The sequence below is a fragment of the Mesorhizobium sp. P2_E10 genome (assembly GCF_056404235.1).
Genome location: NZ_JBFUEK010000001.1, coordinates 462,157 through 474,311, shown reverse-complemented (window position 1 = coordinate 474,311; position 12,155 = coordinate 462,157). Strand labels below are relative to the sequence as shown.

Below are 12,155 nucleotides of genomic sequence, written 5' to 3'. Positions count from 1 at the left end.
CAGGGTCGACCCCCACTCCGTCGAGCTACGGTCCTCTCCCCTTGGGCGGCGGGTCTTACCCCGCAATCATATCGCCCTTGGCAGCCCGTCCGGCGACATAGACCTCGCGCACGGCGCGGTCGTCGCCCAGCGTCTGCAGCAGGAACAGCTCCTGCGCCAGCGTCTCCACCGTCTCCATCCTGAGCCGCATGGCCGGCGTGGCGCGGGCGTCGAGCACGACGATGTCGGCATCGGTGCCCGGGTCAAGAGTGCCGACCTTTTCCGCCACCGACAGCGCCTCGGCATTGCCGCGGGTGAGCTGCCAGAAGGACTGGAAGGGATTCAACTTCTCGCCGTTCAGCGCGATGACCTTGTAGCCTTCGTCCATGGTTCGCAGCATCGAATAGTTGGTGCCACCGCCGACATCGGTGGCGGCCGCGATCCGGAGAGCTTTGTCACGCCTGCGGTAGCGCTGATAATCGAACAGACCTGAGCCGAGGAACAGGTTCGAGGTCGGGCAGAACACCGCCACCGAACCCGTATCCGAGAGAGCATCCGCCTCGCGCTCCGACAAATGGATGCAATGGCCGAACAGGCTCTTTTTGCCCAACAGCCCATAGTGTTCGTAGACGTCGGTGTAGTCGCGCGACCAGGGATAGAGGCTTTGGGTGAAAGCGATCTCGGCGTGGTTTTCCGACAGATGCGTCTGCATGTGCAGGTCGGGGTGTTCGCGGCAGAGCGTGCCGGCCATGTCCAGCTGCTCCGGCGATGAGGTGATGGCGAAGCGCGGCGTGATGGCATAGTGCTGCCGCCCCTTGCCGTGCCACTGCGCAATCAGCGCCTTCGAGTCGTCATAGCTGGACTGCGGGGTGTCGAGCACGCCGTCGGGCGCATTGCGGTCCATCATCACCTTGCCGGCGATGTTGAGCATGCCGCGGTCATGCGACTCGGCAAAGAACGCTTCGGCGGACGCCTTGTGCACCGAGCAATAGGCGGCGACCGTCGTGGTGCCATGCCGCACCATCTCGTCGAGGAACAGCCTGGCAATGCGGCGGCCATGCTGGGCGTTGGCGAACTTCGTCTCTTCCGGAAAAGTGTAGGTGTTCAGCCAATCGAGCAGTTCGGCGCCGTAGGACGCAATGACTTGCATCTGAGGGAAATGCACATGGGCGTCGATGAAGCCGGGCAGCAGCAGGTGTGGCCGATGGTCGATCCGTTTGGCGCTCTCGCCGGCCTGTTTCTCGACTTGTGCGTAGGCCCCGGCGGCAACGATCCTGCCGTCGCTGATCAGCAGGCCGCCATCCTCCTCGTAGCGCCAGGCGGCATGGTCGTCGATGCTTTCGGGCCAGCGCAGGAAGGACAGCGTGCGGCCGCGCAGAAGTGTTGATGTCATGCTTATTTCCCGGCCTCTTCGAACCATGCCACCAGCAATGCCCGCTCCTTGTCGGTAATCTGGCTGACATTGGCGGGCGGCATGGCGTGGCTGCGGCCGGCCTGCAAATAGATCTCGCGAGCGTGCTCGGCGATGGCCGCGTCGCTATCCAGCATCACGCCCTTCGGCGCATGGTAGATACCCTCATAGCCCGGCTCCGCCGCATGGCACATCGAGCAACGGCCAAGCACGGTGTCGCGCACGGCGGGGAAATGCGCCGAGGCGATATAGACCTCGGCCGCCGCGGAGGCCTTCGGCTCGCCGGTCAGTATTTTCGGCGCCGTCGACATCCAGATGATGATCACGAACAGCACGGCGGCTGCCATCCAGGTCCAGTGCGGGTTGCCGGCACGCTTATGCACTGTGTTGAAATAATGCCGGATCAGCACGCCGATGATGAACACCAGCGAGGCGATGACCCAGTTGAACTCGGTCGCAAACGCCAGCGGATAGTGGTTCGACAGCATCAGGAACAGAACGGGCAGCGTCAGGTAGTTGTTGTGCAGCGAGCGCTGCTTGGCGATCTTGCCGTATTTCGGGTCGGGCTTGCGCCCGGCGATCAGGTCGGCGACCACGATCTTCTGGTTGGGGATGATGACCATGAAGACGTTGGCCGACATGATCGTGGCGGTGATGGCGCCAAGATGCAGGAAGGCGGCGCGACCGGTGAACAGATGCGTCAGCCCCCAGGCGATGAACACCAGCACGCCGTAAAGCACCAGCATCAGGCCGGTGTCGCTTTTGCCCAGCGGCGAACGGCACAGCAGATCATAGACCACCCAGCCGACGCCGATCGTGGCCATCGACAACAGAATGCCTGTCGGCACCGACATCTGAAGCACATTCGGATCGATCAGGAACAAATCCGCGCCGGCATAGTAGACGACGCACAGCATGGCGAATCCGGACAGCCAGGTGGCGTAGGATTCCCATTTGAACCAGGTCAGATGCTCGGGCATTTCGGCCGGCGCCACCAGATATTTCTGGATGTGGTAGAAGCCGCCGCCATGCACCTGCCACTCCTCGCCGAAGGCGCCGACCGGCATGCCCGGACGCTGGCGGAGCCCGAGATCGAGCGCGACGAAATAGAAGGAGGAACCGATCCAGGCGATGCCGGTGACGACATGCAGCCAGCGCACGGCGAAACTCAGCCATTCCCAGAAAATCGCGAAATCCATCATTGAAGTCGTCCCTGCCGATCGAGTGACTTTACGGACTGGAGCGCAAACGGAAAGGGGCGAGGTGCACGATGACTTTCAAAAAAAAATGGAAAATACTAGGCTGATCGCTGCAAACCGGCGAAGGTGCTCCGCATGGCCTATCTCGACAACATCGCCGTCTTCGTCCGCGTCGTCGAACTCGGAAATCTGTCGGCGGCGGGCCGCGACATGCGCATTTCGCCGGCTGTCGCCTCCAACCGCATCAAGGAGCTGGAAAGACACCTCGGTGTCAGGCTGTTCAACCGCACGACGCGGCAATTGATGCCGACCGAGCACGGCACGGTGTTTTATTCCGGCGCCAAGCAGGTGCTGGAAGCGATCACCGAGGCGGAAGCCGCCGTCTCGGCACTGTCCGGCCAGCCGCGCGGCACCATAAAGGTGACGGCGCCGCTTGGCCTCGGCCGCCGGCTGGTGGCATCGGGCATTCCCGATTTCCACGACAAATACCCCGACATCGAGGTGCGACTGCGGCTCTCGGACCACAATGTCGATATCATGAAGGAAGGCATCGACGTTGCCTTCCGGCTCGGCATCATCGAGGATTCCAGCCTCAGGATGCGCGGCATCATGGAATGCGAACGGGTGCTGGTGGCGGCGCCGAAATATCTTGAGGCACGCGGCGAGCCCACCGAGCCTCAGGAACTGATCGGCAAGAAGCATGACTGCCTGATGCTGCGCTATTCCGGCGCGCGCGAATATGTGTGGACGCTACAGACGCCGAGCGGCCCGCAGAAATTCGAAGTGCATGGGCCCTACGATACCGACGATGGCGACGTGCTGACCGGCTGGGCGCTGTCGGGCCGCGGCATCATCAACAAGCCGCGCTTCGAGGTCGAGCCGTTCATCCGCGACCAGCGGCTGAAGGTGATCCTCGCCGACACGCCGCCGACACCGGTGCAGTTCGCCGCCGTCTACCCGCACAAGAAGCTGCAGGACCCAAAAGTGCGGCTGCTGCTCGACTTCATGGCCGAGCGCTGCCAGCGGCTGATCAAGGATTTGCTGGCCGGCAAGTGAGCGACAGTTGGCCCAGCGCCGGCGGTTGCCATCGAGGCATGTGGCGAACATAGTTCCCGCTTGCCTTACCGCAGGAACCATTCATGACCGACGGCACCATGATGCATCTTGCCGTTTCGCCGATGCTTGACGCTTCGCTGCAAAGCGTACCGGATTTCCGCAGCCTTGCCAGCTTCGCGCAGAAGGCCGAAGCCGCCGGGCTGGACATGGTGCTGCTCGCCGACTCAGAACCGGCCGCCGACGCGGATACGCCCAACCGGCAGATGCCGTTCGAAGCGACCACCTTGCTCGCTGCGCTGGCGACGGTGACGAGCCGGATCGGCCTTGTTGCCGAGGCTTCCACCGTCACCCACCAGCCCTACAATCTGGCGCGCCGTTTCGCTTCCCTCGACATCATCAGCCATGGCCGCGCCGGCTGGCACGCAACCATGGCGCAGGCGGCACGCGAGGCGGCCAATTTCAGCCGGCCGGAAGGGTTTTCCGACGACGATTTTCGTCGCCGTGCCGAAGAGTACATCGGCATCGTTCAAGGCTTGTGGCAGGGCTGGGATGCGGATGCGCTGCTGTTCGACAAAAGCAGCGGCCGCTTTCACGACCCGGAAAAGATGCATCTGCTCGACCACAAGGGCGAGTTCTTTTCCGTGCGCGGACCGCTGAACGTCGCGCGCTCGCCGCAGGATATGCCAGTACTGGTCCTGTCCGGCCTGTCGGGGCACGACTTCGATCTTGCCGCCCGCACTGCTGATTTGGTCCTGCTGGATGAGGCTCAGGACGGCAAGGCACGCTACGACGACCTCAAGCGCCGCGTCGCCGCATGCGGGCGCGATCCTGATGCCTTGAGGACGCTTGTGAACGTCAGCGCCAATGGGCCGGATATCAGTCCCGATAAGTTGGAAGAGCTGTTCCGCGCGAAAAGCTGCGACGGGTTCAACGTCGCGATGCCGCCCTCGGCGCTGGACGGTTTCGTCGAGCCGGTGCTGGCGGAATTGCGTCGTCGTGGCCTCGTTCGCCAGGATTACCGCGGGACGACATTGCGCGGGCATTTCGGACTTGCCGGAGGCGACCAATGACCCGCCAGATGAAACTCGGCGCCTTTCTGTGGGCGACAGGCCACCATATTGCCGCCTGGCGCCACCCCAAGGCGCATGTCACGGCGGGTATCGACATCGATCACTACATCCAGCTGGCGCGAACGGCGGAGGCGGCGAAGTTCGACATGATCTTTTGCGAGGACGCTGCTGGCCTGCGCGAGGCCAATGTCGGCATCGCCAGCCAGACCTCGCGCTCGATCGGCTTTGAGCCGATCAGCCTGCTTTCGGCGCTGGCGATCCAGACCAGCCGCATCGGCCTCGTCTCCACGGCGTCGACGAGCTACAACGAACCTTACGGGCTGGCACGGACCTTCCTGTCGCTCGATCATCTGAGCGGAGGTCGCGCCGGCTGGAACCTGGTGACGTCAGCCAGTCCCATCGAAGCTGCCAATTTCGGCTCCACGGGTCTCAGGCCGCATGCCGACCGCTACGAGCGCGCGCGTGAATTCGCCGAAGTCGTCACCGGCCTTTGGCACGGCAAGCTCGACGGCGGTCACGACGGCCAGAGCTTTTCGGTGCGCGATCCGCTCGACCTGCCGCGCTCGCCGCAAGGCGCGCCGGTGATGGTTCAGGCCGGCGCATCGGACGTCGGCCGCGACCTTGCCGCCCGCAGCGCCGATGTCGTGTTCACGGCGGCGCAGACTTTCGAGGAAGCCAAGGCCTTTTACGACGATCTGAAGGGGCGCATGGCGGCCTATGGGCGCGAGCCTGACGACATCAAGATCATGCCGGGCGTGGCGCCCGTCGTGGCGGAAACGGAAGCCGAAGCCCGCGAGAAATACGAGGAGTTGCAGGAGCTGATCCCCGACGATGTCGGCGTAGCGCTGCTGTCCAGTTATCTCAGCATCTCCGATCTCTGGCGCTATCCGATCGGCGGGCCGCTGCCGGAATTGCCGGAGAGCGAGGGGATGAAAAGCCGGCAAGCGCTGGTCATCGAACAATCGCGCCGCGACGGCCTTTCCATCCGCCAGCTTGCCCGTCATTTCGCCGGCGCGCGCGGTCATTGGCGCATCGTCGGTACAGCGGCGCGGGTCGCCGACGAGCTGCAGGCGCGGTTCGAGGGTGGTGCGGCCGACGGCTTCAACGTCATGCCATCTTATTTTCCCGGCGAGCTCGATGCCTTTGCCATGCTCGTCGTGCCAGAACTGCAGCGGCGCGGCCTGTTCCGCAAGGAGTATGAAGGCCACACGCTGCGCGACCATCTCGGCTTGAAACGGCCGGCATGACGCGCCTCAGCCCTCCATCATCCGGGCGGTTCCCGAGACCCTGATCGAACTGCCCGGCGTCGGTGGAATATCGGCATGGAGACGCGAACGCATGCCCATATCCTCGCCCTGAACGATGTCGATCGCCCCGCCATGCGGCCAGCTGAGGTCACGCAGATAGCCGGCGAATGCCGCCGTCGAGGCACCGGTTGCCGGATCCTCGTAGACGCCGCCTGAGGCAAACGGGTTTCGGGTGTGGAAGAGGCGCGGCGTTTCGGCGTAAGTGAGCAGAATGGTGACCAGGCCTTCGCGCCGCATCAGGGCCTGGCCGGCTTTCAGCTCATAGGCCATGGCGGCCAGGGCCTCGCGCGACTTCAGCGCCAGCAAGAGGTGGTCGGCCCCGCCATGGATCAGCGCCGGTGGAATGGCCGGATCGAGTTCGCTTGAGGAATAGCCGAACAGCGCCAGCGCCTCGGCGACCAGCTTCTGCGGAGCAGGTTTGCTGTGGGTCGGCGGCGACTGCAACGCAGCGGCGATATTCGCACCATCGCGAAAACCCTCGACGGTGATCGAGGCCTGGTTGAGGATCAGCGCGAAGACGCCATCACCAAACTGCCGAACCAGCGCTGCACCCAAGGCGATCGTCGCATGGCCGCAAAACGGAACTTCGGATTCCGGCGAGAAATAGCTGACCCGCCAGTTGTCGCCGTCGGGTGCGGCAAAGGCGGTTTCGGAGAATCCGACTTCAGCCGCGACGGTCTGCATTTTGGCAGCATCGGGCAAGACATCGGCAATCAACACCCCGGCAGGATTGCCGCCGGTATCGCCATCGGAAAAGGCCGCGATCCTCAATACGTCCATTTGTCTCTGCCTCATGCTGCAAAGGAGGCAGGAAACACCTTCTCAGCTCATTTGAGAACCGAGGAAAGCGAGGAGCAGCTGTGACTTTTGCTCACAGCCCGCAAACCGCCTCAGCTGGCCATCGCCTTGTCGCGAGACGCCGGGTACGGAGCGACTGATGCAGCCGTGTGGGCGACCAAGGCCGTCATGATCTCGGCGGCGGCAAGCGCAGCAATCACCTGCGGCCGCTTGTCCTTGACCGTATCGCCGCCGATCGGCGAGACGAGCCGGGCAAACTCGGCCTCGCTGCCGTCGGCCGACTTCAGGAACCAGTTCCTGAACGTCGCCTTCTTGGTCTTCGAGCCGATCATGCCGACATAGGCAGCATCGTCGCGTTTCAGTGCTTCGGCGACAATCAGGAAATCCAGCGCGTGGTCGTGGGTGAGGATGGCGAAGGCGGTTCCGGCAGGGGCTTTGCGCACCATCGCTTCGGGCATCGGCGTCAGGCTGGTTTCGACGGCTTCCGGCATGCCTTCCAGCGCCTCGGCCCGTGTCTCGATAACCACGACATGCACCGGCAGCAAGGCCACCGCCGCGGCCAACGCCTGGCCGACATGGCCGCCGCCGAAGATGTAGACATGCGGCAGATGCTCCTCTTCGGCTTCCGCCCCCGCGACCAACTCTTGCGCCAGCGTCGCATCGACCAATCGGATCAGCACCTCGACCCTGCCGCCGCAGCACTGGCCGATTTCCGGCCCGAGCGGCACGTCGAGCGTCGCACAGATTTCGTCGACTTCGATGCGGGCTTCTTTACCCACCATCTGCCGGGCCTTGTCGATCGCCATATATTCGAGTTGGCCGCCGCCGATCGTGCCTGATATCGCCGCGGCCGAGACGAGCATGAAGGCGCCCTTCTCGCGCGGCGTCGAACCTTTTGTGCCGGCCACTTCGACCAAAGCAACGCGGCCTTGACCGGCAAGGAAGTCTTTCAGGCTTTGCACTTTCGAGTTCATGTTTCGCATTCCCGTGCGGGAAACATAGGCTTTTTCGGCCGGATTTGCACCCGTTGCCAACCCTGGGCCGGACTCAGGCCTTGGCCTTCAGCCGCTCGATCGCCATCAGCACGCGTTCCGGCGTTGCCGGGGCGTCGAGGCGCGGACAGATCTTGTGGTCGGCGACGCTTGCCACCGCATCCGATAGCGCATGCAGCACCGACATGCCGAGCGGGAACGGCGGCTCGCCGACCGCCTTGGAGCGGTGGATCGTCGGCTCGCCGGCTTCCGGCCAGTCGGCCAGCGTCACATTGAATATCTTTGGCCGGTCGGAGGCGAGCGGGATCTTGTAGGTCGACGGCGCATGGGTGCGCAGCCGGCCCTTGGCATCCCACCAAAGTTCCTCAGTCGTCAGCCAGCCCATGCCCTGGATGAAGCCGCCCTCGACCTGGCCAAGATCGATGGCGCGGTTCAGCGAACGGCCGGTCTCGTGCAGGATGTCGGTGCGCTCGACCATGTATTCGCCGGTCAGCGTGTCGACCGAAACCTCCGAACACGAAGCGCCATAGGCGAAGTAGTAGAACGGACGGCCCTCGCCCTTGTCGCGGTTCCAGTGGATTTTCGGCGTCTTGTAGAAACCTGCCGCCGACAGCTGGATGCGCGCCATATAGGCCTGCTTGACCAAATCGGCGAAAGGGATTTCCTGGTTGCCGATGCGCACCCGGTTGGGCAGGAACAGAACCTGGTCGCGCGGCACCTGGTACTTTTCGGCGGCGAAATTGGTCAGCCGGTCCTTGATCTGCCGCGCGCCGTTCTGCGCCGCCATGCCGTTGAGGTCGGTGCCGGACGATGCTGCCGTGGCCGAGGTGTTCGGCACCTTGCCCGTCGTCGTCGCGGTGATCTTCACCTGGTCGAGATCGATCTGGAACTCTTCGGCCACCACTTGCGCCACCTTGACGTAGAGGCCTTGCCCCATCTCGGTGCCGCCATGGTTCAGGTGCACCGAACCGTCGGTGTAGACATGCACCAGCGCGCCGGCCTGGTTGTAGTGGGTGGCGGTGAACGAGATACCGAACTTTACCGGCGTCAGCGCCAGTCCACGCTTGATGAAGCGGCTGTTGGCGTTGAAGGCCTCGATGGTCCGGCGGCGCCTCGCATAATCCGCGCTCGCCTCCAACTCGGCGACGATGCGGTGGATGATGTTGTCCTCGACCGTCTGGTGGTAGGGCGTGATGTTGCGGTCACTGGTGCCATAAAAATTCTTCTTGCGGATTTCGAGCGGGTCCTTGCCGACGGCAAAGGCGACCTCGTCGATGACGCGCTCGGCGCCGACCATGCCTTGAGGACCGCCGAAGCCGCGGAAGGCGGTGTTCGAGACGGTGTTGGTGTAGAGCGGCGCCGATTGCGCATGCACCGCCGGCCAGAAATAGGTGTTGTCGCAGTGGAACAGGGCACGGTCGGTGACCGGGCCAGAGAGGTCCGACGAGAAGCCGCAGCGCGCCGCGAACATGAAGTCGACGCCGAGAATATTGCCGTCGTCGTCGAAGCCGATTTCGTAGTCGACCAGGAAATCATGGCGCTTGCCGGTGGCGATCATGTCGTCGTCGCGGTCGGGCCGGATCCTTACCGCGCGATGGTGTTTTTTCGCGGCGATGGCGGCCAAAGCGGCAAACTGGTTGCCTTGCGTTTCCTTGCCGCCGAAGCCGCCGCCCATGCGGCGGATTTCGACCGTGATGGCGTTGCTCGGCACACCCAGCGCATGGCTGACCATGTGCTGCACTTCGCTCGGATGCTGGGTCGAGGAATAGATGGTGACGTCGTGGTCCTCGCCGGGAACGGCCATGGCGATATGGCCTTCGAGGTAGAAGTGCTCCTGGCCGCCGATGCGCATTTTTCCCTTCAGCCGGCGGGGAGCGGCCTTGATTGCGGCCGCGGCGTCGCCACGCTTCAGCGTCAGCGGCGGCGTGACCAGCTTGTCCTTCTTCGGGTTGAGCTCGCCGATGTCGGTGACGAAAGGCAATTCCTTGTATTCGACCTTGGCCAGCCTTGTGGCACGGCGGGCCTGCTCGCGCGTCTCGGCAATGACGCAGAAGATCGGCTGGCCATGGAATTGCACCTTGCCGTCGGCGAGCACCGGCTCGTCGTGACGGCCGGTCGGCGAAATGTCGTTCTCGCCAGGTATATCCTTGGCCGTCAACACATCGACGACGCCGGGTGCTGAGCGTACCGCCGACAGGTCCATTTTCGTGATGGTGGCATGGGTGGCCGTGCAAAGGCCGAGGCAGCCATGCAGCGTGCCGGCCGGCTCCGGCATGTCGTCGATATAGATCGCGGTGCCGCTGACATGCTTGTGCGCGGAATCATGGCGCTGGTCGGTGGCGACACCGCCGGCGATCTTTTGCGCCTTCAAATTGGGGGTGGCGTGCTTGTTCATCAGGCCGCCTCGTGCCGTGAAACCTGGAATGGCGCCTTGGTACCGCTGGTCTCGGCAAAGAAGCGCAGCAAAAGGTTCTTTGCCGCGAGCGCCCGATATTCGGCGCTCGCCCGCATGTCGGTCAACGGCGTGAAATCATTGGCGTATTCGGCCATGGCCGCCTCGACCGTGGCCTCCGTCCAGGGCTTACCGAGCAGAGCCTTCTCGACACCGAGGGCCCGTTTCGGCGTCGCCGCCATGCCGCCATAAGCGATGCAAATGTCAGCCACCGTACCGTCTTTTGCCAGATCCAGGAAAAAGGCGCCGAGGGCTGCGGTGATGTCCTCGTCGCGGCGCTTGGTGATCTTGTAGACCGCAAACTTTGTCCGCTTGGCCGGCACAGGGACATGCACGGCCTCGACGAATTCGCCGGCTTTACGGTCCTGCTTGCCATAGGCGATGAAGAAGTCCTCGAGCGGGATCGTGCGCCGCTTCTTGCCGCGGCGCAGCGTCAGTTGCGCGCCGAGTGCGATCAGCGGCGGCGGCGTGTCGCCGATCGGCGAGCCGTTGGCGATGTTGCCGCCGATCGTGCCCATGTTGCGCACCTGTTCGCCGCCGATGCGGTCGAACAGCGGCCCGAGCGTCGGAATGCGTTTCGCCAGCGTCGCGAAGGCGTCGCTGTAGGTGACGCCGGCGCCGATCGAGATCACGCCCTTGTCCTCGGAGATCGTGCAGAGACCGTCGAGATTGCCGATGAAGATCACCGGCGAGATATCGCGCATGTGCTTGGTCACCCACAGGCCGACATCGGTCGAACCGGCGACGATGGTGGCGCCCGGCTGCTTGTCGAGCACGGCGGCGAAATCATCGACATCGGCCGGCACGATGAGCCGCGCCTTGCCGGCGCCGATCTCGACCCGCGACCCGTCTTTCATCGCCGCAAGCTTCGCGGTGATCGCCTTGCGTTCCGTCCCCAGCGGATCCTTTGCCGCCTTGCCGTAGCCGGAAATGGCGCGCGCGGCGCGCATGATCGCCTCATAGCCGGTGCAGCGGCAGAGATTGCCTTGCAGCGCTTTTTCGATTGCCGCATCCGATGGCTCCGGCGACCGCATCCACAGGCCATAGAGCGACATGACGAAGCCCGGCGTGCAGAAGCCGCATTGCGAGCCGTGGAAATCGACCATCGCCTGCTGGACCGGATGCAACTGGCCTGCTTCACCACGCAGATGCTCGACGGTGACGACATGGGTGCCGTCGAGCGAGCCGAGGAAGCGGATGCAGGCGTTGACGCTTTCATAGACCAGCCTGCCGGCGGAGAGCCTGCCGACCAGCACGGTGCAGGCGCCGCAGTCGCCTTCGGCGCACCCTTCCTTGGTGCCGCGCAGCGACCGGTTGAGCCGCAGCCAGTCGAGCAAGGTCTCGTCGGGCGCAACCGTGGTCAGCACGACGTCCTCGCCATTGAGGATGAAGCGAATCTCGTTGCGTGTCTTGAACTTGGCCATGCCTCAGCTCCCCCTGTAGGTGGAATAGCCGTAGGGCGAGACAAGCAGCGGTACATGATAATGCACGGGATCGGCCATGCCGAAGCGGATCGGCACGACGTCGAGGAAGGCCGGTTGCGGCAGTTTTGTCCCCTGTTGGCGTAGGTAGTCGCCGGCGGCAAAGATCAGTTCATATTCGCCGGTGCGGAATTCCGCGCCGGCCAGCAGCGGCGCGTCGCAGCGGCCGTCGGCGTTGGTCACGACTGTCTTCAGATGCGTCCGCGCCTCGCCATCGAGATGATAAAGCGCAATCGACAGGCCCGCCGCCGGCTTGCCGGTCGCGGTGTCGAGGACGTGGGTCGTCAGACGCCCGCCATCGGCTTTCGACGTTTCTGCCACTGGCCGCCTCCCTTCCCGGTACGAACAGGTCCGGTACAATCGAACATTGCTGGATGAATTGTGCGCCAATTAAAGGCGATGCATAAGTC

At 63.8% G+C, this 12,155-nt stretch carries 10 protein-coding genes; 3 read left to right on the top strand and 7 right to left on the bottom strand.

Annotation, left to right across the window (positions count from 1 at the left end; translation table 11 throughout):
- Positions 1–55 precede the first annotated feature (55 nt).
- Together guaD and AC1D0N_RS02360 are read right to left on the bottom strand one after the other, a co-directional pair.
- Positions 56–1,372, bottom strand: a complete 1,317-nt coding sequence (gene guaD / locus AC1D0N_RS02365; protein WP_477240998.1) for a guanine deaminase — start codon at positions 1,370–1,372, stop codon at positions 56–58.
- Between the two features lie 2 nt (positions 1,373–1,374).
- On the bottom strand, positions 1,375–2,592 hold the full coding sequence (locus AC1D0N_RS02360; RefSeq protein ID WP_477240996.1) for a urate hydroxylase PuuD: 1,218 nt from the start codon (positions 2,590–2,592) through the stop codon (positions 1,375–1,377).
- Between the two features lie 132 nt (positions 2,593–2,724).
- Here AC1D0N_RS02360 and AC1D0N_RS02355 point away from each other — a divergent pair, with 132 nt between their 5' ends.
- The 3 genes from AC1D0N_RS02355 to AC1D0N_RS02345 all read left to right on the top strand — a co-directional run bounded on the left by AC1D0N_RS02355 (position 2,725) and on the right by AC1D0N_RS02345 (position 5,962).
- Positions 2,725–3,645 carry a LysR family transcriptional regulator gene (locus AC1D0N_RS02355; RefSeq protein WP_477240994.1) on the top strand — a complete coding sequence of 307 codons (921 nt, stop codon included), beginning with the start codon at positions 2,725–2,727 and terminating at the stop codon, positions 3,643–3,645.
- Between the two features lie 83 nt (positions 3,646–3,728).
- The gene (locus AC1D0N_RS02350) at positions 3,729–4,715 is read left to right on the top strand and encodes an LLM class flavin-dependent oxidoreductase (RefSeq protein ID WP_477240992.1); all 987 of its coding nucleotides are present in this window, start codon (positions 3,729–3,731) and stop codon (positions 4,713–4,715) included.
- Positions 4,712–5,962 (top strand): LLM class flavin-dependent oxidoreductase, encoded by a 1,251-nt coding sequence (locus tag AC1D0N_RS02345; protein WP_477240990.1) that lies wholly within the window; start codon positions 4,712–4,714, stop codon positions 5,960–5,962. The genes AC1D0N_RS02350 and AC1D0N_RS02345 overlap by 4 nt, the downstream gene beginning before the upstream one ends.
- Before the next feature lie 6 nt (positions 5,963–5,968).
- On the opposite strand, the gene AC1D0N_RS02340 is transcribed toward AC1D0N_RS02345, so the two are convergent.
- The 5 genes from AC1D0N_RS02340 to uraH all read right to left on the bottom strand — a co-directional run bounded on the left by AC1D0N_RS02340 (position 5,969) and on the right by uraH (position 12,066).
- Positions 5,969–6,802, bottom strand: a complete 834-nt coding sequence (locus AC1D0N_RS02340; RefSeq protein WP_477240988.1) for a PhzF family phenazine biosynthesis protein — start codon at positions 6,800–6,802, stop codon at positions 5,969–5,971.
- 110 nt (positions 6,803–6,912) lie between these two features.
- Positions 6,913–7,794, bottom strand: a complete 882-nt coding sequence (xdhC, locus tag AC1D0N_RS02335) for a xanthine dehydrogenase accessory protein XdhC (protein WP_477240986.1) — start codon at positions 7,792–7,794, stop codon at positions 6,913–6,915.
- A gap of 73 nt (positions 7,795–7,867) precedes the next feature.
- On the bottom strand, positions 7,868–10,207 hold the full coding sequence (xdhB, locus tag AC1D0N_RS02330) for a xanthine dehydrogenase molybdopterin binding subunit (RefSeq protein WP_477240984.1): 2,340 nt from the start codon (positions 10,205–10,207) through the stop codon (positions 7,868–7,870).
- The gene (gene xdhA / locus AC1D0N_RS02325; protein WP_477240982.1) at positions 10,207–11,688 is read right to left on the bottom strand and encodes a xanthine dehydrogenase small subunit; all 1,482 of its coding nucleotides are present in this window, start codon (positions 11,686–11,688) and stop codon (positions 10,207–10,209) included. Before xdhA ends, xdhB begins: the two co-directional genes overlap by 1 nt.
- A gap of 3 nt (positions 11,689–11,691) precedes the next feature.
- Positions 11,692–12,066, bottom strand: coding sequence for a hydroxyisourate hydrolase (uraH, locus tag AC1D0N_RS02320; RefSeq protein WP_477240981.1), 375 nt, complete (start codon positions 12,064–12,066; stop codon positions 11,692–11,694).
- Between the last annotated feature and the right edge of the window lie 89 nt (positions 12,067–12,155).

Coding starts and splice junctions, on each gene's coding strand:
- xdhB (WP_477240984.1), bottom strand. CDS start 10,207: ATGAACAAGCACGCCACCCCCAATTTGAAGGCGCAAAAGATCGCCGGC.
- AC1D0N_RS02360 (WP_477240996.1), bottom strand. CDS start 2,592: ATGATGGATTTCGCGATTTTCTGGGAATGGCTGAGTTTCGCCGTGCGC.
- xdhC (WP_477240986.1), bottom strand. CDS start 7,794: ATGAACTCGAAAGTGCAAAGCCTGAAAGACTTCCTTGCCGGTCAAGGC.
- xdhA (WP_477240982.1), bottom strand. CDS start 11,688: ATGGCCAAGTTCAAGACACGCAACGAGATTCGCTTCATCCTCAATGGC.
- AC1D0N_RS02350 (WP_477240992.1), top strand. CDS start 3,729: ATGACCGACGGCACCATGATGCATCTTGCCGTTTCGCCGATGCTTGAC.
- AC1D0N_RS02340 (WP_477240988.1), bottom strand. CDS start 6,802: ATGGACGTATTGAGGATCGCGGCCTTTTCCGATGGCGATACCGGCGGC.
- AC1D0N_RS02355 (WP_477240994.1), top strand. CDS start 2,725: ATGGCCTATCTCGACAACATCGCCGTCTTCGTCCGCGTCGTCGAACTC.
- AC1D0N_RS02345 (WP_477240990.1), top strand. CDS start 4,712: ATGACCCGCCAGATGAAACTCGGCGCCTTTCTGTGGGCGACAGGCCAC.
- guaD (WP_477240998.1), bottom strand. CDS start 1,372: ATGACATCAACACTTCTGCGCGGCCGCACGCTGTCCTTCCTGCGCTGG.